Source organism: Nocardia neocaledoniensis, from assembly GCF_003182135.1.
GTDB lineage: Bacteria > Actinomycetota > Actinomycetes > Mycobacteriales > Mycobacteriaceae > Nocardia > Nocardia neocaledoniensis.
Genome location: NZ_QGTL01000004.1, coordinates 503,979 through 523,928, shown reverse-complemented (window position 1 = coordinate 523,928; position 19,950 = coordinate 503,979). Strand labels below are relative to the sequence as shown.

The window sequence follows — 19,950 nt, the reverse complement described above, 5'->3', positions numbered from 1 at the left end:
CACGGAGTTTATGGGCGGGTACCTCAGACGCCTGCGAGCAGGGCCTTCGTGCGGCCGGGATGATTGGTTGCGACCCAGCTCACGCCCAGGTCGGCGCACAATTTCACGTCGTCGGGCTCGTCGACGGTCCAGCAGTAGGTGGCCCGGCCCGCCGCGGCGGCCTTGTCGACCAGTTCCGGATGCTCGCGCAGCGTCTTGACCGAGGGTCCCACCGCGGTCGCGCCGACCGTGGTCGCGGCGCCGCCGCCGAGGAAGCGCGAGGACTCACCGAGCAGCACCGTCGGCAGCAGCGGCGCGGCGCGGCGGATCCGCCAGACCGCGGTCGCCGCGAACGACATCACCACGGCCCGGGAATGATCGGCCGAGGCGGGCGTGGCGATGCCGAAGCGCTGCAGTTCGGCGAGCACCTTGTTCTCCACCAGGGCGCCGTAGCGCACCGGGTGCTTGGTCTCGATGAACAGCTTGGTCGGCCTGCTGCGCCAGTCGAGCACGAGGCCGATCAGGTCGCTGAGGGCGAGCACGCCCTCCGGCCGCTCGGCGGTGCCGAAGTTCATGTCGCGTAGCTCGTCCAGGGTCAGTTCGCTGACCAGGCCGGTGGCATCGGAGGTGCGGTCGACGGTGCGGTCGTGCACGCAGACCAGGTGCCCGTCGCGGGTCAGCCGGACGTCGCACTCGACCCCGTCGGCGCCTTCCTCCAGCGCCAGCTCGTAGGCGGCGAGGGTGTGCTCGGGGCGCGCCGCGGACGCGCCACGATGCGCCACCACGAACGGCGCGCGATTGCCCTGGCTCACTTGGCCACAACCTCCTCTTGCGAATTCTCGATCTCGTCCCGCTCGCCCGGGGTGACCGGGGCGATGACGACCTCGGCCGGGTCGGCGGCCATCACCCAGCGGTGCGCCGAGCGCGGCGCGCCGCGCAGGTCACGGCCTTCGAGCAGGCGGACCGTCCACAGCGTGAGCACCGCGAAGGCGGCCGCGCACAGGTCGCTGAATGCGGTGAAGGAAACGCCGTCGGCCTCGGCCTGCAGACTCGACGCGTCACGCCAGAGCGTGGCGGCGACCAGGATCAGCCCGCTGGCCACCCAGGCCGCCCACCAGATCCGCACGGCCCGTTCGGCCCGCGGATCCGGCTTCGCGCCGACCAATTCGGTGAGGAAGACGCCGGGCCAGATCAGATTCACGCCGGGGACGAGACAGCCGGCGAGCACGGTCCAGCGGCGCCGCGGATCGCGTCTGCCCTGCGCGGCGAAGGCGGCCTTGCGCGCCTCGATCAGCCACCCGACCAGCGCGAGCGCGGTGGCCAGCGCGCACAGCGGCGCGATGACGCCGAACACCCAGACCGACATGTCGGAGATCCACAGCAGCCAGCTGGGGATCAGCGTCGTGCGGTTGCGCAGCAGGATCAGGTATCGGCCGTATTCGGCGGCCGCGGCGACCAGGAAGGCCAGCGCGGTGAGCACGAGCAGGACGTCGCGCGATTCGGCGATCCCGCGCAGCGGACGCGCCGGCGTGCGGGCGGGCGCGGGCGGCGGGTCGAGCAGGCCCCAGCGCGGGACCTCGGTGTAGCGCGGGGTGGGGCCGGGCGGGGCGGCCACGGTCGAATTCGCGGCCTTGCGCAGCCGGTGGTCCGGCCTGCGGGCGACCCAGCGGTAGTTGCGCTGGGACGCGGGCGCGTCGACCCGGCCCGGCGAGAGCAGCACGCCACGGCAGCGCGGGCACCAGTGCATCGGTGCGCCCTGCACAGCCCAGCGCGCGCCACAGCGCGCACATGGTTGCACCACCGAACTCACCCGCGCACCCCGTTCCGGACTAGTAGATCTTGGCTTCGTGCTCGCCGTCGGCGACCACCGGACGGCCGGTCTGCTGCCAGGCCACCATCCCGCCGGCGACGTTCACCGCCTCGTACCCGATGTGCGCCAGGTACCGGACGACCTCGATCGAGCGCCCGCCCTGCCTGCACACCACGTACAGCTCGGCGTCGATGTCGAGCTCGTCCAGGCGCGCGGGCACGTCGACCATCGGGATGTGGATGGCGCCCGGCGCGTGGCCGAGCTCCCACTCGTCGGGTTCGCGCACGTCGAGCAGCTGGATACCGGGGACCGGTTCCGCGCTGTCGAACGCGGCGGGTACCGCACCCACCGGCACCGTGGGGACCTCGGAGCTCGTCACGCCTCGATCCTGCCATGCCGCGACCGCGCTCGGGCTGCCGTGGGCGCGGTCTGTGGATGGATCGCGGTTATCCACAGAATCCACAAGATGATCCACAGGTCTCAGCTATCGGTCAGCACACCATTTCGAGGTATGGGCTATCAACCGAGGTCGAATCGGGGAGAACAGCGGGCGGGGCAACCGATCCGGGACTCCCCTCCATGTCATCCCGGAGCGGCTGCCCGCCGCTGACGTCGGGATCCAGGGTTGTACCTGACCCGACATCTACTTGGACGCGAGCCGAGGCCGATCGGTTCCATAAAAAACGACAACACTAGAGAAAATCCTAAATCCTGGGATCTGGGCGGCCGGATCGGTAGCCTGGGCGCATGAACACGAGCAGGGGGCTACTCGACAGTTTCGACATCAACGGCCTGAATACCGCTTTGTCCGAATCAACCTGTCTCGGAGTAGAGGTGGACGCCGCGGCGGGGCGCCTGCAGCTCGCTCTCGAGGTGCTGACGCTACCCGCCGACAGCTCGGCACCGACCGAGTCGAAAGTCCTGCTCACCTTCACCGGAGTCACCCGGGTCGCCGCGTCCCTGCGCATCCAGCGCTGGGACGATATCGACGCCCGCGTCCTCCCCCTCACCCTCGACCAGCTCGACGAAGCCATCGAGAGCTTCGGCGGCGGCGGGCTGCACGGCTGGGAATTCATCGACCTCGACGACAGCGGCTGGACGCTGTGGAGCGAGCTGCTCAGCTTCGACACGGTGCTCGAGCACCGGATCGCGGCGCATGTCATCGAGTTCTCCCAGGAAGAGGGCATCGATCCGCGCGAACTCGACGTCCGCGTCTGGTTCGACAGGATCACCGTCTCCGACCCGAGCGGTCGTGAGATTCCGATGGCCGAGTTCATCGAGGGCGGCAGGCGCTGGTGGGCCGCTCACGATGCCGGTGACGCCAGGGCCTCGAAGGCCGAGGTCGCCCCACCGCTGTAAGCCCGACCGCGTCGACATCCGCTCCGCGCGGGAATGCGGGGCCGCACGCCTGCGGTTGCAGCGAGCGGGTGTACGAATGATGGTTGGTGTGCTCGACCGAATGGGCGCACACAGCCCGACACACGGAAAGGGACATCGTGGCCGTCTACACACTGCCCGAACTCGATTGGGACTTCAGCGCGCTGGAGCCGCACATCTCCGGACAGATCAACGAGATCCACTTCACCAAGCACCACGCCGCCTACGTCGCCGGCGCGAACGCCGCGCTGGAGAAGCTGGAAGCCGCCCGTGAGGCCGGCGACCATGCCGCCATCTTCCTCAACGAGAAGAACCTGGCGTTCCACCTGGGTGGTCACACCAACCACTCCATCTGGTGGAAGAACCTCTCCCCCAACGGTGGCGACAAGCCGGTCGGCGACCTGGCCGCCGCGATCGACGACCAGTTCGGTTCGTTCGACAAGTTCCGCGCGCAGTTCACCGCGGCCGCCAACGGCCTGCAGGGCTCCGGCTGGGCCGTCCTGGGTTACGACACCCTGGGTCAGAAGCTGCTGACCTTCCAGCTGTACGACCAGCAGGCCAACGTGCCGCTCGGCATCATCCCGCTGCTGCAGGTCGACATGTGGGAGCACGCCTTCTACCTGCAGTACAAGAACGTCAAGGCCGACTACGTGACCGCGTTCTGGAACGTCGTCAACTGGGCCGACGTGCAGGATCGCTTCGCCCGCGCGGTGACGCAGGGCAAGGGCCTCATCTTCGGCTGAGTCTCCTCCCGCGAAAGACCTCCCACCACACGGTGGGGGGTCTTTTGTGTGTTTTGCCCGCTCTGGCACTCACTGGTACTTGTGTGCCAGATGAGTTTCGGGTTATTCCTGAACTACAAGGGCACCGTCGCCCCCGGAGTTCGGGAGGCCATCATGACGACGCATGGTCCGATCGGGATCACGCCGTTCCAGGCGCGCGGTCATCTACAGGGTTTCGTGGTCTCGGGCCGCTGGCCGGACACCACCAAGGAATGGGCGCAGGTGCTGGTCCTCGCGGTGCGGGTGGCCTCGATGCCCGGCCTGCTGACCACCTCCACGGTGTTCGGCGTGCGCGAGGACCTGCCCGACGATCCGGAGCCCGGCACGGTCGGGCTGGTGCTGGCCGAGGGGCCGGTCCTCGGTGACGAGGCGGTCGAGCCGGGCCGCTTCGCCGGGCACGTCCCGCCCGCCCTGCTGATGCTGCATCCACCCTCGGAGACCCGGCCCTCGCTGCCGGAGTGCGCCGGCGCGGCCTCGGGCTGCGTGCTGTTGCCCGGCGTGCCGCATCTGGGTCTCGAGCATCGCGCGGCCTGGGCTGAGGCCGAACTCGACGGGACGGTCACCTCGCTGGTGAGCCGGGTCGGGATGGATCTGATCAGCGATCCCGACACCGCGGTGCTCGCGATGTTGCTGGCCGCCTGAGGCTTTCGCACCCACGGCCCGGCGAACGCCGGGCAACGGGGTCGCCTGCCCGGTGAATTCAGGGAAACCGAACTATCCGGGCCGCACAGCCAAACTTCTTGTGCCCATAGCGATTTCGATTACACAGAGTTGGCACACCGGCAGCAATCGGGCTAGGGTGGACAGCAGCGAAGGGGAGTAGCCCGCAATCGCCCAGTCGACATACTGATCGGCGCCGCACTCGGCGCGGTCCGGCTGCGCGAACCGGTGACCACCGGTGGACGAGACCTTCGGCCACGAACCGATCCGTAGACCGGTGTGGCTGAGGGCGCACCCGTTTTCAGCCGCAGGCCGGAGTATCCACCTGGGAGCTGACTCATGATCGCCACGATCCTGCTGAGCTTCGGCGTGATCTTCCTCGCCGAGCTCGGCGACAAATCGCAGCTGATGGCGCTGACCTTCGCGCTGCGTTATCGCTGGTGGGTGGTGCTCATCGGCATCAGCGTCGCCAGTGTGGCCGTGAATCTCATCGCCGCCGGAGTCGGCCATTTCCTCGGGACCGCGCTGCCCGCGAACGCCATCGCCGTCGTCACGGCGCTCACCCTGCTCGCCGTCGGCCTGTGGACGCTGCGCGACGCGCTCGGCCCGGCCGAGGACGCCGAGGACACGCCGCCGCCGAGCACGCGCAACGCCTTCCTCGTCGTCATCTCCGCCTTCATGCTCGCCGAGCTCGGCGACCGCACCATGTTCGCCGCGGCCGCGCTGGCCTCGAACAACGGCTGGCTGGCCGTCTGGATCGGCTCGGCGGCGGGCATGGTCGCCGCCGGGGGGCTGGCGATCCTGGTCGGCAAGCTCGCCGGCAAGCACCTGCCCGAACGCGGTATCGCGTTCACCTCGGGCCTGCTGTTCCTGTTCTTCGCCGCCAAGACCACGCTCGACGCCTTCGTGCCGAGCCTGGGCGGCTGGGGTTCGACCGGCCTCGCCCTGCTCGCCCCGGCCGTCGTCGGCCTGGGGATCGGTGCCTGGCGGTTCTTCCGGCCGCGCGCTGCGACGGTCGAGGCGGACGCCGCCGATCAGTCGGTGAAGGCGTTGCCGTAGACCGATCCGGAGCGGCGGGCCAGGTCGATGAGCGGTTCCTTCAGCTCGCGGAGCCCGTCCAGATCCTCGGCCGCGATCTTGCCGGTGACCATGGCGCCGATCGCGGCGGCCAGGGTCGCGCAGGCGAACTGCTGCTCGGCCGTCTGCGCGCCCAGCATGGCCGCCACCACCGCGACGAAGCGGCTCTGCAGCTCCATCCTGGCCTTGACCGCCGACGGACCGACCGCGTACACCTCCATCAGGAACAGCCGCGCCGACGCCGGATCGTCGATCATGTGATCGAAGTAGGCGGTGAGGATGCGATCCATCCTGGTGAACGCGTCGGCCTCGGCGGTCTCGGCGATCACCTCCTGTAGTCGGGCGGCGAGCAGGCCGGAGACCCGGTCGAAGGCGGCCGCGAAGCAGTCCTCCTTGGAGCGGAACAGCTCGTAGAACGTCTCGCGCGAGACCCCGGCCCGCTTGAGCACCGCGGCCACCGGGGTGCCGACGTAGCCGCCTTCGGTCATCGCCTCGCCCATCGCGACGAGAATGCGTTCCCGCTGCGAGGCCACCACTTCCTCGCGGGAGAGGTGGTGCCGTCCGCGCGGGAGCTGGCGCAGGGTGGATGCCGAATCGCTCATCGTCGAACTCCGTGCTCGAGGTGCGGGCTTGCCGTTCCATTCTGCGCGGTCAGCACCGCGCGTGGTGGGCCACGCTACCCATGGGTCGGTGAGGAGGTGATGTGCGCCTCAACTCCGACCGGCTAAGGTGCCATTGACGAAGTGCCAACTGGCTGTCACGAACGAGAGGACCATCGTGGAGATTTCGGGTTCCGCCGCCATCGTCACCGGGGGCGCGTCCGGCCTCGGTGCCGCCACCGCCAAGCGACTGGCCGAGGCCGGCGCCACCGTCTTCGGGCTCGACGTTCCGGCGTCCATCGAGCGCGCGGGCGACAACGTGCCCGCCGGTGTCACCCTGATCGCGGCCGATGTCACCAGCAACGACGAGGTCGCCGCCGCGATCGCCAAGATCACCGAGGGCCCGGCGCCGCTGCGCATCGTGGTCAACTGTGCCGGCGTCGGCTGGGCCGGCCGCATCCTGTCCAAGAACGGCCCGCACGACCTGGAGCTGTTCCGCACCGTCATCACCGTGAACCTGCTCGGCACGTTCAACGTGATGCGCCTGGCCGCCGACGCCATCGCCAAGACCGAACCGGTCGACGAGTACGGCCAGCGCGGCGTGGTGATCAACACCGCGTCGGTCGCCGCGTTCGAGGGCCAGATCGGCCAGATCGCCTACTCCGCGTCCAAGGGCGGCGTGCACGGCATGACCGTCCCGGCCGCGCGCGACCTGGCGCAGTTCGGCATCCGCGTGAACACCATCGCCCCCGGCATCATCGACACCCCGATGCTGGCCGGCGTCACCGAGGAGTACCGCAAGGGCCTCGAGGCCGGCGTTCCGTTCCCGTCGCGCCTGGGCCGCCCGGACGAGTACGCCCAGCTGGTCGAGTACATCGCCGCCCACGACTACCTCAACGGCGAGACCATCCGCATGGACGGCGCGCTGCGCATGGCGCCGCGCTGACGAGTGAACGACGAACGGCGCCTTCCCTTTCGGAAGGCGCCGTTTCTCATACCGCGCGTTCGAAGGTGATCAGCGCGCGACCGGGCCCGTTGTAGTCGGGCACCGGGCCGGTGACGGTGAAGCCGAGACTGCGGTGGAAATCGATCGAGGTGTAGTTCGACGGCGAGGTGATCGCGGTGACCACGCGGCGGCCATCGGCTCGGACGATCTCGAAGAACCTGTCGTAGAGGGTGCGGCCGAGGCCGAACTTACGCGCGTCGGGCCGCACGGCGACGAAGTGGATGTAGGCGACCTCGGGCTCGGACGGCGAGCCGAAACCCACCAGGAAACCGGAGATCCCGTCCTCGTCGGTGGCGATCAGGCTGGTGCGATGGAAGTGGTCGAGGAACAGCCGCGGCAGGTTCTGGACCACTGTCCTGCCCCACCAGGTGTCGACAACGCCGATCAGTTCGTCGTAGTCGCCGGGCCGTGCCCGCCGGATCTCGTGCCCCGCCATCACTCCATGGTGACGCGAATCCGACCGGTCAGCACCGGAATTCGGCGTGAACGATACGGAACCGCCGACCGGTGTGGCGCCCGGCGGCCCGGGCGCCACAGCCGATCTCAGACCGTGCGGGTCAGCCGTTCGGTGAGCAGCTGGGCGAACCGTGCCGGGTCCTTCAGTTCGCCGCCCTCGGCGAGAACCGCGGTGCCGTAGAGCAGTTCGGCGGTCTCGGCGAGCTCGGGGACCTTGCCCTCGTCGGCGTCGGACTTGCGGGCGTCGTAGGCGTCGCGCAGGCCGGTGACCAGCGGGTGGGTCGGGTTGAGCTCGAGGATGCGCTTGGATTCCGGCAGCGCCTGGCCCGAGGCGCGGTACATGCGCTCCAGCATCGGGGTGAAGTCGAAGACATCACCGACCAGGCAGGCGGGCGAGGTGGTGAGCCGGTTGGTCAGGCGCACCTCCTTGGCGACATCGTCGAGGGTCTTGCCGAGCCAGGTGAGCAGATCGGCGAAGTCCTTGTCCTGCTGTTCGCGCAGGGCCTCGGTCTCCTTCTTCTCCTCCTCGGTCTCCAGGTCGACCTCGCCCTTGGCGATGGACTGGAACTTCTTGCCGTCGAACTCCGGCACCGAGCCGACCCACATCTCGTCGACCGGGTCGGTCAGGATCAGCACCTCGCGGCCCTTGGCCTTGAATGCCTCCAGGTGCGGCGAATTCTCCACCTGCGCACGGCTTTCGCCGGTCATGTAGTAGATCGCGTCCTGGCCCTCCGGCATCCGCTCCACGTACTGCTTCAGCGTGGTGAGCTCGGACTCCGAGGCGGTCGAGGCGAACGAGGAGACGGTGAGCAGGGTTTCGCGGTTGTCGGTGTCGGAGAGCAGACCCTCCTTGAGGACCCGGCCGAACTGCGCCCAGAAGGTCTGGTACTTGCTCTGGTCCTCGGCGCCCTGCAGGTCCTTGACCGTCGAGAGCACCTTCTTGACCAGGCGCTTGCGGATCATCTGGATCTGGCGGTCCTGCTGCAGGATCTCGCGGGAGACATTGAGCGAGAGATCCTGCGCGTCGACCACACCCTTGACGAAGCGCAGGTACTCCGGCATCAGCTCTTCGCAGTTGTCCATGATGAACACGCGGCGCACGTAGAGCTGCACACCGCGCTTGTGCTCACGGGTGAAAAGGTCGAACGGCGCGGTCGACGGGATGAACAGCAGCGCCTGGTACTCGAAGGTGCCCTCGGCCTTCATCGGGATGATCTCGAGCGGCTCGTCCCAGGCGTGCGAGACGTGGTGGTAGAACTCCTTGTACTCCTCGTCGGAGACCTCGCTGCGCGGGCGCGTCCACAGCGCCTTCTGCGAGTTCAGCGTCTGGTCCTCGACGACGGTCTTCTCGACCTTGTCCTCGCCCTCGCCTTCCATCACGGTGCGCTCGACCCGCATGCGGATCGGCCAGGCGATGAAGTCGGAGTACTTGCGGACGATCTCGCGCAGTTTCCATTCCTGCGTGTAGTCGAAGAGGTGATCGTCCTCGTCGGCGGGCTTGAGCTCGAGGGTCACCGCGGTGCCCTGCGGGGCGTCGGCGACGGTGTCGATCGTGTAGGTGGAGCTGCCCGCGGCGGCTTCCCAGCGGGTGCCCTCGGTCTCGCCCGCCTTGCGGGTGGTCAGCGTGACCTTGTCGGCGACCATGAAGGTGGAGTAGAAGCCGATGCCGAACTGGCCGATCAGCTCCTCGGCGGCGGCGTCGGACTTGGCCTCGGTGAGCTTGCGGCGCAGCTCGGCGGTGCCCGACTTGGCGAGGGTGCCGATCAGGTCGACGACCTCGGCGCGGGACATGCCGATGCCGTTGTCGCGCACGGTCAGGACCCGCTTGTCGGCCTCGACCTCCAGCTCGATGTGCAGGTCGGAGGTGTCGGCGACGAGGTCCTTGTCCTGGAACGTGGCCAGCTTCAGCTTGTCCAGTGCGTCGGAAGCGTTCGAGATCAGCTCCCGCAGGAACGTGTCTTTGTTGGAGTAGACCGAGTGGATCATCAGCTCCAGGAGCTGATGGGTCTCGGCCTGGAACTCGAGGGTTTCGACGTGCTCTGTCACGGCACCGATGTTATTACTGCGCACACGGCGGCGCTTCCGAGGACCCTGTGTGGTTACGCGGCGCTGCCGCCTCCGGGCCCGCCGGTCGCACCGCGCCCGAAGTCGGCCAGCGAGGGAACCTCGGTGACAGCGCGCTGCGTCATCCATTCCCGCAGCACCTGGGTGGCGCGCACGTCGTCCTCGTTGTATTCGAACAGGCGGGTGCGCTGCGACATGTCGACGGCGTCGTCGTAGCCGACGGCCCGGCGATACCAGCCCATGGAGGCCTCGCCGCCCGCTTCCGGGTCGCGCCAGCCGAAGCCGGCGACGGGGGCGATCTTCTTGAGGCCCTTGCCGTTCGGGCAGATGAACTGGTCGGTCACGGCCTGGAACATGTCGACCCATTCGGGTGAGTCGACGAAGGCGCGGACCTCCTCGTGGGTGGGCACGCCCGGCTTGCCCGCGAAGCGGCGCGCCGACTCATAGAGCCACTTGTCCTCGGCGGTGCGCGAGTAGCAGTAGGCGGCGAAGGTCTTGCCCGCGGCGTGCGCCTCGGCACGTATGCCCATGAGCCAGGTCCAGAATTCGCCGAAGGAGCGGCCCTCGTCTTCGGTGGGCAGCGGGTCCCAGGTGACGAACGGGCGGTACACGCCGTCGAGCAGCGTGCCCCACAGGTAGGCGCCGTCCTCCTGGTAGCTCTCCAGGTCGACGTCGACCTCCACGTCGGCGCGGCGCACGCTCACCGTGTCGAAGCGGCGCACCAGCGGCGCGCCCGCGATCCAGGCCCTGGCGGTGACCACGGTCTCGGAGAACGGGCCGTGCTGCCAGTCGTCGGGGTCGTCGCCCTCCCAGGCGGCCAGTTCGTCGACGGTCTGCACGCCGTGCACGCGCAACACGTCGGCCCGCGAGCCGGGCGCGACCAGGCTGACGTCGCGCATGACCGCGAGCTGACCCTCGCAGCTGGGCTCGCCGCCGGGGCCGCGCACCCACCACGGGCACTGCCTGCACTCGGGCACCTTCGACGGCTGGGTCGGCAGTTCGCCGCGGACCACAGCGATGCGATCGCCGTAGCGCAGGTCGTAGTCGGCGAGCACGGTGGTGAGGTCGTGCACGAGGATGCGGTCGAAGGCGAGGCCGATCGCGCCGCCGACCAGGGCGGGGCTGGCCATGCCGTGCCGCTGCAACATCCGGTACAGGTGCGCGAGGCGCTGCTGGTCGCGCGGCTGCGGGCGCAGCTTCACGTGCTTGTCGCGGCGCGGCTCCCAGCGGTGCAGATCGGAGGTGAGCGGGTGGAAATCGGCCGGGTCGGGGCGGCGCGGATCGGTGATCTTGTGGTTGACCACGATGATCGGGATGTAGCCGCCGCGATCGAGATCGCGCAGCAGGAACTCGGCGCCGCCGCGCCGACCGGTATCGGGTTCCTGCGGCAGCAGCCCACCCCAGATGCGCGGGGCGCCCGCCTCCATCGCGGCCATCGTCGCCGCCGCCTTCTCCCGCGCGCGCAACGCCGGGTCGATCACCACCCAGTCGGCGGGGGCGGCCGAGACCAGTTCATCGCGCACCCTGGCGCGATGCGTGCTCGCCGCCTCCCTGCGCTGCTGAACCCCCGGATCCTCCCTGACCTCGGAGATCACTTCGGGATACTCGGCGTCCAGGCGCAGGCGATGCCTGCAGCCGATCAGCGAGCGCGCGTCCAGGAAGGCGATCCGGGCCTCGGCGACCCCGGTTTCGGCACCTCGATCGAGCGCAGCGGAAGCGGGGGCCGGGCGATGCACCGGCCCGCCGTCGAAGTCGTCCTCGGCTGCACGCACGCAAGCAGTATGGTCCCTCCCCCCGACACAATGCCCAATCGCTACCCTCATCCCACTACGCTACGAAGTACGGCAGGTCGCTCTCGGCGGCACTGCCTCATGACTTGGCGAGCATGACGGAGGGCCTGATCTCATGGGGTTGTTCAGCAAGCGCAAGCGGCGGCCGAGCCGACGCGCGGAGGCGAAGGCACTCAAGCACAAAGCCGCCGTCGAGGCGAAGCTCAGCGCCAAGAACGAGCGCAAGGCGGCCAAGGCGAGCGAACGCACCACCCGCAAGGCGGCCAAGGCGCAGGCCAAGACCGAGGCCAAGGTGGCCAAGGCCCAGATCGCGACGCTGCAGGCCGAGGAGAAGGCCGCCGAGAAGCTCGCCGCCAAGGCCGACCGTGAGCTGTTCAGCGCGAGCCAGATCCGCAAGTACATCGGGGTGGCCCGGGTGCTCGTCCCGGTGCTCACGCCGCTGGCCTATCGCGCGGCCACCCTGGTGCGCGGGCAGCTCGACGCGCGCAAGGCGCAGCAGCTCGGGATCGGGCTCGACCAGCTCGGTGAGTTCAGCGGCCACGGCGCGCGCCTGCAGGCCCGCATCACCAACACCGAGAGCGCGCTCGACAAGGTCGCCGCCGACGCGCCCGATGACGCCGACACCAAGAAGTTCGTCGCGGCCGCCCGGTCCCGGCTGGCCGATCTGACCGTCGCGGTGAACACCGCCGAGCAGATGCCCGCCGCGCGCCGCAAGGCCGTGCACGCCTCCATCTCCACCGAGCTCTCGGTGCTCGAGAACGACGCGCTCGCCCGCCTCGGCGTGCGCTGACCCGTCCCGTGCCGACGCCGCAGCTCACCGCCCGCCTACGCGGTGGTGGCTGCGGCGTTCTCGTCGGCGGACTCGCCGTCGCCGCGCACGGCATGGCCGGTGGTGCCGTGCCGCGCTCGGCGGATATCGCGCTGCTGCTGCTGGTTTCACTCGCGGCGGGGATGTTCGCGGCGGGCACCGCCGCCCAGCCGCCGCGCTCGTCCCGGCTGCCGCTGGGCGGTCAGCGGGCAGCCCACCCGCCGGCCACGGCCCTACCCTCAGTGCTGGGCGGTCAGCGAGCGGCTCGCACCGGGAACCGGCCGGCGCCGGCAATGGCGCGACCCGCGCTGCTGGGCGGCCCGCGGGCGGCCCGCGTCGGGAACTCGCGCATGCCGGCCGCGGCTCGATCCGCGCTTGCCCTGCTCGGCGGGCAGTGGGCCGGGCACTACGCGCTCAGCTGGTCGCCCGGGCACCACGAGAGTGTCGACGGATTCGCGCACCTGCCCGGTGCGCCGATGATCGCCGCCCACGTGCTGGCCGCCTTCGCCTGTGCCGCACTAATTCTCGTCGCCGAACGGCTGTATCTGACCGCGTCGAGCGTGGTCCGCGCGCTGCTGCGGCGGCCCGCCGCGCTGCTCGCCCCTCGGGACACCCGCTGGGCGGACGCACGAGCCACTGTTCTTGTCATCCGTCCGAAGGGTGCGCGCAGCCCGCGCGCGCCGCCGCTGTTCGCCTGATTTCCAGACGACATCAGAACTCTTCGGACAGAAGGCTTTCCATGCACAACTCCATCACCCGCGGCACCGCCGCGGCCGCCCTCGCGGCCGGCCTGGTGCTCGCCGCGAGCGGCACGGCGGCGGCGCACGTCACCGTCGACGCGCCCGGCGCGGCGCAGGGCGGCTACACGGTCGCCACCTTCAAGGTGCCCAACGAATCCGACACCGCCTCGACCACCGGGGTGCGCGTCACCGTCCCCAACCTGAAGGGCGTGCGCACCGAACCGCTGCCGGGCTGGACGGCCAAGACCGACCGCAACGACAAGGGTGAAGTGGTCGCCGTCAGCTGGACCGCGGAACCGGGCAACCCGGGTGTCGGACCCGGCCAGTTCCAGCGGTTCGTGCTCTCGCTCGGCCCGCTGCCGAGCCAGGACACGGTGCTGTTCCCCGCGCAGCAGACCTACAGCGACGGCAAGGTCGTCGCCTGGGATCAGCCGAGCACCGACGGCGCCGAGCCCGAACATCCCGCACCCACCCTCACCCTCGCCGAGAAGGGCGCCGCCGAGGGTGGCGACCACCACGTCGCCTCCGCCGATACCGCTGAGGCCGAGCCGGATTCGGTGGCGCGGTGGCTCGGCGGCCTCGGGCTCGCGCTCGGGCTGTTCGCCGCCGCGCTCGGCCTCGGGCTCGTCTTCCGGTCGCGGAGGTCGTGATGCGCGGATCCCACCGTCTCCTGATCGTCCTGCTCGCGGTGCTGTTCGCCGGCGCCTTCGCCGCGGCGGGCACCGCGGGCGCGCACTCCGGCGCTGTGAGCAGCGTCCCCGAGGACGGGTCGACCGTCGAGGTGGGCCCGGCGCGCGCCAGCATCACCTTCAACGAGGAACTGCAGCCGAACTTCCCGTCGCTGACCGTGGTCGGCCCGGACGGCAGGCTGTGGTCCAAGGGCGAGGCCAGCGTCGAAGGCCGTTCCGTGAGTGTGGAACTGGGTGAGCTGGGCCCGGTCGGCCAGTACACGCTGGCGTACCGGGTGACCTCGGCCGACGGCCATCCCGTGAGCGGGACCCGGCAGTTCACGCTGAGCAAGGAGGGCTCGGGCACCCCGGGCGCCAAGCCCGGCGAGGACAAGGCCGACGGCGGCGGCGATTCCGGAGGTGTGCCCGTGTGGGTGTTCATCGCCGGCGGCGTCGTGCTGTTCGGCGCCGGCCTCGCGGTCGCGCTGCTCGGCGGCCGCGCCGGACGGAACAAGTAGCCACCGATGACGACCGGTCGCCAGCCGCCGGGCACCGCGCCGCGAAGGTGGCGGATCCTGGCACCGGTCGCGGTCGCGGCTTTGGCCGGGGTCGCGCTGGCCTGGCTGGTGCGCGCCGACGGCGGCTTCCCGGCGGCGGCCTGCGCGCGGGTCGTCGCGGATGTCGCGGGCGCGACCGTCATCGGGCTCGCCGCGCTTCCCCGGCTCGACCCGCGACTGCGGGTCGACTGGCGACCGCTCGCGGTGCTCGCGGGCGTCTGGTTCGCCGCCGAGTTCGCGGTGCTGGCCGGGGAAGCGGCCGACATCGTCGGGGTGCCGGTTCGCGAACTCGGTGCCGCTGACTTCGGCACCTTCCTCACCGAGCTCAGTGGCGGCCAGATCGGCATCGCGATTCTGTTCTGCACCGGCGCGCTCGCCTGCTACGCCGCGGTGGCGTTCCGCAGGCCCGACGCGGCCTCGGCCGATCTGGTGCTGGTGTTCGCCGCGGTCGCGCTGGCGCTGCGCCCGATCACCGGGCACATGTCCCAGCAGATGTTCGGTTCGGTGCTGGCCGCGGTGCACGCGCTGGCCGCCGCGGCGTGGCTCGGCCTGCTGCTGGCCATGGCGCTGGTGCTGCGCACCAGGGGCGGCTGGGCATCGACGCTGCCGGCCTATTCGCGGGCGGCCGCCCCGCTCGTCCTGGCGATCGCGCTCACCGGCCTGATCGACGGGCTCGTGCGCATCGGCGGCATCGAACCGCTGTGGACCAGCGGATACGGCCGGATCCTTGTGGCCAAGTTCGCGGTCCTGTGCGCGCTGACCGGGCTGGGCTGGTGGTGGCGGCGCACCTGGGTGACGCAGGCCGCGAACCACCGGGTGACGATCGAGATCTCGCTGCGCAACGCCGTGCTCGAGGTCGCGCTGATGGCCGTGGGGTTCGGCCTCGCCGCCACGCTGGCGATCACCGCCTGAGCACGCCGCCGCTAAAGTTGCCGCCATGACCGAAGTGAGGATCGCCGAAGACTGCGCGGCTCCGGCCAAGACCGCGTTCGATTTCATGAACGACTATCACAACCTGCCGAAGTTCTGGTACGGCATCGAATCGTTCACCCCGGTCACCGAGCAGACCACCGGTGTGGGCGCGACCTTCGACGGGAAGATGAAGCTGGGCCCCGCCTCGCTCACCTCCCGCATCGAGGTCGTGCGCTGGGAAGAGGGCAGGCTCATCGCCACCAAGGCGATCAAGGGCTTCGAGATCGTCACCACCTTCCAGTTCCTGCCCAAGGGCGAGGAGGTGTGCACGGTCGACGCCGTCATCGAGTACTTCGTGCCCGGCGGCATCGCGGGCAAGATGCTCGGCAAGACCATCGAGCCGTTCATCAAGGTCGCCGTGAAGCACACCACAGAAAGCCTGATCAGGGAGATCAACAAAGCCCATCAGCAGAGCGCCTGACACAATCGGGCCATGACCGAATCAGCGAATGTTGTGGCCACCGCCGATCTGGCCGATGAGATCGGCCCCGAGATCCGCAGCTGCGACACCCAGTTCATCCAGTTCGGTGGCCGGGCCGCGTTCGCCGGACGGATCACCACGATCCGCTGCTTCCAGGACAACCTGCTGGTCAAGCAGACCCTGAGCGAGCCGGGCGAGGGCAAGGTCCTTGTGGTCGACGGCGGCGCGAGCGTGCACACCGCCCTGGTCGGTGACATCATCGCGGGCCGCGGCGTGGACAACGGGTGGGCGGGCGTGATCGTCAACGGCGCCGTGCGCGACTCGGCGATTCTGCGCACCCTCGACATCGGGGTGAAGGCGCTGGGCACCAACCCGCGCAAGAGCACCCAGACCGGCAGCGGCGAGAAGGACGTCACCGTCGAGTTCGGTGGGGTGAGCTTCGTCCCCGGCGAGATGCTCTACAGCGACCACGACGGCATCGTGGTCCGCGCCGAGGACTGAGACCGGCAGCGGGTGTCCGGGGCCTAGTTCCCCGACACCCGCACCCGGTGTCCGGCCAGCACGACGACGTCGCCGACCTGCAGTTGCCTGCCGCGGCGTAATTCGACCTCGTCGTTGACCCGGACCAGGCCCTGGGCGATCACCGTCTTGGCCTCGGAACCCGAATCGATCAGGTTCGCCAGTTTCAGGAATTGCCCGAGCTTGATGACCTCGTCATCGATCGGCACATCAACTGGTTCCGACATGGGCCAATCCTTGCATACCGATCCGGTCCCGATGGACGCACACTGGATCGGTGACCGCAACGCAGGCTGAGCAACCCACCGTCCAGGCTCCGCCCGACCGCGCCGCCGCCGTTCCCCATCGCGGCCGCGGCAGGCTCGCGGAGGTACCGCACGTCACCGGGCTGGTGCTCGGCGTCTTCGCGGTGCTGTGTCTGCTGTGGAGCGTCTCCCCCGCGCTGCGGCATCTGACGCAGGCGCCGCGGCACTACATCGACGCCTACTACTTCGACGCACCGGACACCAGCCTGGTCTGGGCACTGGTCGTCGGGCTGATGGCCGGCGCGCTGGCCGGCCGCAAACGCGTGGCGTGGTGGCTGCTGGTGGTGTACCTGCTGCTCTACACGGTGACGAATGTGCTGGATTTCGTCACTGAGAACGACGTCGACGCGCTGGTGGCCGGCGTCGTGCATGTCGTGGTCCTGGCGATCCTGATCGCGGCGCGCACGGAGTTCTACACGAAGGTCAGACCGGGCGCGCTGTGGAAGGCGCTCGGGGTGCTGGTCGCCGGGCTCACGCTCGGCTGCCTGGTCGGCTGGGGTTTGGTGGAGCTGGCGCCGGGTTCGCTGCCCGCGGGCGCGCAGCGACCGCTGTGGGCGATCTACCGCGTCACCGCCGCGGTGCTGGTGGACAACGAGCACTTCGACGGCCACCCGCGGCCGTGGGTGAACTTCCTGCTCGGCCTGTTCGGCGCGATCGCGCTGCTGACCGCGGTGATGGTGCTGCTGCGTTCGCAGCGCGCGGTGAACGCGATGACCGGACTGGACGAGTCGGCGTTGCGCGGGCTGCTCGCCGACAGCGATGTCGAGGACTCGCTCGGCTACTTCGCCACCCGGCGCGACAAGGCGGTGGTGTTCGCGCCGAACGGCAAGTCCGCCATCACCTATCGCGTGGAACTGGGCGTCTGCCTGGCCAGCGGTGACCCGATCGGGCCGAAACAGGGCTGGCCGCAGGCCATTCGGGCCTGGCTCGAGCAGGCCGACCGGTTCGGCTGGGCGCCCGCGGTGATGGGCGCGAGCGAACTCGGCGCAACGGCCTATCGCCAGGCCGGGCTCTCGGCGCTGCGCCTCGGCGACGAGGCGATCCTCGACACCCGCGAATTCTCGCTCGCCGGACCGGAGATGAAGCAGGTCCGCCAGGCCGCGAACCGGCTGCGCAAGAACGGGATGAGCGTGCGGGTGCGCAGGCACCACGACATTCCCGCCGCCGAGTTCGCCGAGGTCGTCGCCCGCGCCGACGCCTGGCGCGACACCGAGACCGAGCGCGGCTTCTCGATGGCGCTCGGCCGCCTCGGCGACCCGCTCGACGGCGACTGCCTGCTGGTCGAGGCCGTCGACCACGACGACCGGGTGCACGCGATGCTCTCGTTCGTCCCGTGGGGCCGCAGCGGCGTCTCGCTGGAGCTCATGCGCCGCGACCCGCACAGCCCCAACGGCGTGATGGAGCTGATGATCTCGCAGCTCGCGCTGAACTCCGACCAGTACGGCATCACGCGGATCTCGTTGAACTTCGCGGTGTTCCGCTCGGTGTTCGAGGAGGGCGGCCGGATCGGGGCCGGGCCGATCCTGCGGGCGTGGCGCGGGGTGCTGCTGTTCTTCTCGCGCTGGTGGCAGCTCGAGGCGCTGTACCGGTCGAACGTGAAGTACCACCCGCGCTGGGTGCCCCGGTTCTTCCTGTTCGAGGAGCGCAGGCAGCTGCCCCGGGTGGCCGCGGCGAGCGGACTGGCCGAGGGCTTCCTGCCCCGGCTCGGCCCGGAACCCGACGCCGCGGTGCACACCGGCGTGCACCCGGCCGTGCCCGCGGGCGTCGTCGGCCTGCACGCCGACGGCGCCCCGCCCGACGCGCCGGAGGGCGCCGAGGAGCAGGGTCCGCGCAGGCCCGAACAGGTCCGCGTGCGCATGGCCAAACTGGACCGGCTCGCCGGCGCCGGCGTCGACCCCTACCCGATCGCCTACCCGCCGACGCACACGATCGCCGACGCGCGGCGCTGCCCGAAGGGCACCACCGTGCGGGTGGCCGGCCGGATCCTGCGCATCCGCGACTACGGCGGGGTGATCTTCGCGGTGGTGCGCGACTGGTCCGACGAGATCCAGCTGGTGATCGATCGCGAGCGGGTGGGCGCCGAGCGCAGCGCCGAGTTCACCGAATTCTTCGACCTCGGCGACCTCGTCGAGGTGAGCGGCCAGCTCGGCACCAGCCGCAGCGGCGAGCTCTCGCTGCTGGCCCAGGACTGGCGGATGAACGGCAAGTGCCTGCACCCCCTGCCCGACAAGTGGCGCGGCCTCGCCGATTCCGAGGCCAAGGTGCGGCAGCGCTACGTCGACATGGCGATCAACCCGGAGGCCCGCCAGGTGCTGGCCAAGCGCAGCGCGGTGGTGCACTCCCTGCGCGACTCGCTGTTCAACTGGGGCTTCCTCGAGGTGGAGACCCCGATCCTGCAGCAGGTGCACGGCGGCGCCAACGCGACCCCGTTCCGCACCCACATCAATGCCTACGACCTGGACCTCTACCTGCGGATCGCGCCCGAGCTGTATCTCAAGCGGCTGTGCGTCGGCGGGATGGAGAAGGTGTTCGAGATCGGCCGGACCTTCCGCAACGAGGGCGTCGACTTCAGCCACAATCCGGAGTTCACGATCCTGGAAGCCTATGAGGCGCACAGCGATTACCTGCGGATGATGCACCTGTGCCGGCAGCTGATCCAGAGCGCCGCGATGGCGGCCAACGGCGCCGAGGTCGCCATGCGGCCCAACGACGAGGGCGGTTTCGACGCCGTCGACATCTCCGGCGAGTGGCGCGTGCGCACCGTGCACGGCGCGGTGTCGGAGGCCATCGGCACCGAGATCACCGCGCGCACCGAGGTGCCGCGGCTGCGCGAGCTGTGCGACGAGGTCGGCGTCAACTACCAGCACGGCTGGGACGCCGGCCAGATCGTGCTGGAAATGTACGAGCACCTGGTGGAATCGCAGACCACCGACCCCACCTTCTACCTCGACTTCCCCACCTCCGTCTCCCCGCTGACCCGCTCGCACCGCAGCATCGAAGGCGTCACCGAGCGGTGGGATCTGGTGGCCTGGGGTGTCGAATTGGGCACCGCCTACAGCGAACTCACCGATCCGGTGGAGCAGCGGCGCAGGCTCACCGAGCAGTCGATGCTGGCCGCGGGCGGCGACCCGGAGGCGATGGAACTCGACGAGGACTTCCTGCAGGCGCTCGAGCACGCCATGCCGCCCACCGGCGGTCTCGGCATGGGCGTCGACCGGGTGGTCATGTTGATCACCGGCCGCAGCATCCGCGAGACGCTGCCGTTCCCGTTGGTGAAACCGCGCTGAAAGTGGGTACGGATGTAAACGGTGCCGTGCACGGCGGCGATCAATCAATGTTCCGAGTGTTTTCGAGGCTTTC

21 protein-coding genes are annotated in these 19,950 nt (G+C 69.9%); 13 read left to right on the top strand and 8 right to left on the bottom strand.

The features are described from left to right. Nucleotides 1-23 precede the first annotated feature (23 nt). The 3 genes from DFR69_RS14400 to DFR69_RS14390 are packed head-to-tail and all read right to left on the bottom strand — an operon-like array spanning nt 24 to nt 2,168. Complete coding sequence (locus DFR69_RS14400; RefSeq protein WP_110038014.1) at nt 24-791, bottom strand: glycerophosphodiester phosphodiesterase; 768 nt, start codon at nt 789-791, stop codon at nt 24-26. After that, nucleotides 788-1,789, bottom strand: a complete 1,002-nt coding sequence (locus DFR69_RS14395) for a DUF4328 domain-containing protein (protein WP_244198246.1) — start codon at nt 1,787-1,789, stop codon at nt 788-790. The genes DFR69_RS14400 and DFR69_RS14395 overlap by 4 nt, the downstream gene beginning before the upstream one ends. Nucleotides 1,790-1,808: 19 nt before the next feature. After that, nucleotides 1,809-2,168, bottom strand: coding sequence for a rhodanese-like domain-containing protein (locus DFR69_RS14390; RefSeq protein WP_110038012.1), 360 nt, complete (start codon nt 2,166-2,168; stop codon nt 1,809-1,811). A 368-nt stretch (nt 2,169-2,536) separates the two neighbouring features. On the opposite strand from DFR69_RS14390, the gene DFR69_RS14385 reads away from it, so the two are divergent. From DFR69_RS14385 to DFR69_RS14370, 4 genes are all read left to right on the top strand, one after another. Further along, nucleotides 2,537-3,148 (top strand): hypothetical protein, encoded by a 612-nt coding sequence (locus DFR69_RS14385; RefSeq protein ID WP_110038011.1) that lies wholly within the window; start codon nt 2,537-2,539, stop codon nt 3,146-3,148. Between the two features lie 137 nt (nt 3,149-3,285). Further along, nucleotides 3,286-3,909 carry a superoxide dismutase gene (locus DFR69_RS14380; protein WP_110038010.1) on the top strand — a complete coding sequence of 208 codons (624 nt, stop codon included), beginning with the start codon at nt 3,286-3,288 and terminating at the stop codon, nt 3,907-3,909. 153 nt (nt 3,910-4,062) lie between these two features. Beyond that, the gene (locus DFR69_RS14375; RefSeq protein ID WP_110038292.1) at nt 4,063-4,590 is read left to right on the top strand and encodes a peptidase; all 528 of its coding nucleotides are present in this window, start codon (nt 4,063-4,065) and stop codon (nt 4,588-4,590) included. A gap of 357 nt (nt 4,591-4,947) precedes the next feature. Then, entirely contained in the window at nt 4,948-5,667 is a 720-nt protein-coding gene (locus DFR69_RS14370; protein WP_110038009.1) for a TMEM165/GDT1 family protein, read from the top strand. Here DFR69_RS14370 and DFR69_RS14365 read toward each other — a convergent pair. Continuing rightward, nucleotides 5,643-6,287 (bottom strand): TetR/AcrR family transcriptional regulator, encoded by a 645-nt coding sequence (locus DFR69_RS14365; RefSeq protein ID WP_110038008.1) that lies wholly within the window; start codon nt 6,285-6,287, stop codon nt 5,643-5,645. The genes DFR69_RS14370 and DFR69_RS14365 overlap by 25 nt on opposite strands. A 175-nt stretch (nt 6,288-6,462) precedes the next feature. On the opposite strand from DFR69_RS14365, the gene DFR69_RS14360 reads away from it, so the two are divergent. Next, the gene (locus DFR69_RS14360) at nt 6,463-7,230 is read left to right on the top strand and encodes an SDR family NAD(P)-dependent oxidoreductase (RefSeq protein WP_110038007.1); all 768 of its coding nucleotides are present in this window, start codon (nt 6,463-6,465) and stop codon (nt 7,228-7,230) included. Between the two features lie 46 nt (nt 7,231-7,276). Here the strand turns inward: DFR69_RS14360 and DFR69_RS14355 are convergent, their stop codons facing one another. From DFR69_RS14355 to DFR69_RS14345, 3 genes are all read right to left on the bottom strand, one after another. Further along, nucleotides 7,277-7,726, bottom strand: a complete 450-nt coding sequence (locus DFR69_RS14355) for a GNAT family N-acetyltransferase (protein ID WP_110038006.1) — start codon at nt 7,724-7,726, stop codon at nt 7,277-7,279. A gap of 107 nt (nt 7,727-7,833) precedes the next feature. Continuing rightward, nucleotides 7,834-9,792 (bottom strand): molecular chaperone HtpG, encoded by a 1,959-nt coding sequence (gene htpG / locus DFR69_RS14350; protein WP_110038005.1) that lies wholly within the window; start codon nt 9,790-9,792, stop codon nt 7,834-7,836. Nucleotides 9,793-9,845: 53 nt separating this feature from the next. Further along, nucleotides 9,846-11,477, bottom strand: coding sequence for a TM0106 family RecB-like putative nuclease (locus DFR69_RS14345; RefSeq protein ID WP_110038291.1), 1,632 nt, complete (start codon nt 11,475-11,477; stop codon nt 9,846-9,848). 238 nt (nt 11,478-11,715) lie between these two features. On the opposite strand from DFR69_RS14345, the gene DFR69_RS14340 reads away from it, so the two are divergent. Genes DFR69_RS14340 through rraA form a run of 7 tightly spaced genes read left to right on the top strand, consistent with a single transcriptional unit; the run spans nt 11,716 to nt 16,267 of the window. Next, a complete protein-coding gene (locus DFR69_RS14340; protein ID WP_110038004.1) occupies nt 11,716-12,390 on the top strand; it encodes a DUF6474 family protein in 675 nt (224 codons plus the stop codon). 8 nt (nt 12,391-12,398) lie between these two features. Then, nucleotides 12,399-13,106: a hypothetical protein gene (locus DFR69_RS14335; RefSeq protein WP_110038003.1), complete on the top strand. Its 708-nt coding sequence runs from the start codon at nt 12,399-12,401 to the stop codon at nt 13,104-13,106. Between the two features lie 41 nt (nt 13,107-13,147). Further along, nucleotides 13,148-13,798, top strand: coding sequence for a YcnI family copper-binding membrane protein (locus DFR69_RS14330; RefSeq protein ID WP_110038002.1), 651 nt, complete (start codon nt 13,148-13,150; stop codon nt 13,796-13,798). Beyond that, nucleotides 13,798-14,334, top strand: a complete 537-nt coding sequence (locus tag DFR69_RS14325) for a copper resistance CopC family protein (RefSeq protein WP_110038001.1) — start codon at nt 13,798-13,800, stop codon at nt 14,332-14,334. Before DFR69_RS14330 ends, DFR69_RS14325 begins: the two co-directional genes overlap by 1 nt. Before the next feature lie 6 nt (nt 14,335-14,340). After that, nucleotides 14,341-15,285 carry a CopD family protein gene (locus DFR69_RS14320; RefSeq protein WP_110038000.1) on the top strand — a complete coding sequence of 315 codons (945 nt, stop codon included), beginning with the start codon at nt 14,341-14,343 and terminating at the stop codon, nt 15,283-15,285. 25 nt (nt 15,286-15,310) lie between these two features. After that, entirely contained in the window at nt 15,311-15,766 is a 456-nt protein-coding gene (locus DFR69_RS14315; protein WP_110037999.1) for an SRPBCC family protein, read from the top strand. A 12-nt stretch (nt 15,767-15,778) separates the two neighbouring features. After that, a complete protein-coding gene (rraA, locus tag DFR69_RS14310) occupies nt 15,779-16,267 on the top strand; it encodes a ribonuclease E activity regulator RraA (protein WP_110037998.1) in 489 nt (162 codons plus the stop codon). A gap of 23 nt (nt 16,268-16,290) precedes the next feature. Here the strand turns inward: rraA and DFR69_RS14305 are convergent, their stop codons facing one another. After that, nucleotides 16,291-16,512 carry an RNA-binding S4 domain-containing protein gene (locus DFR69_RS14305; protein WP_110037997.1) on the bottom strand — a complete coding sequence of 74 codons (222 nt, stop codon included), beginning with the start codon at nt 16,510-16,512 and terminating at the stop codon, nt 16,291-16,293. A gap of 50 nt (nt 16,513-16,562) precedes the next feature. On the opposite strand from DFR69_RS14305, the gene lysX reads away from it, so the two are divergent. Further along, on the top strand, nt 16,563-19,877 hold the full coding sequence (gene lysX / locus DFR69_RS14300; protein ID WP_110037996.1) for a bifunctional lysylphosphatidylglycerol synthetase/lysine--tRNA ligase LysX: 3,315 nt from the start codon (nt 16,563-16,565) through the stop codon (nt 19,875-19,877). Nucleotides 19,878-19,950: the final 73 nt, after the last annotated feature.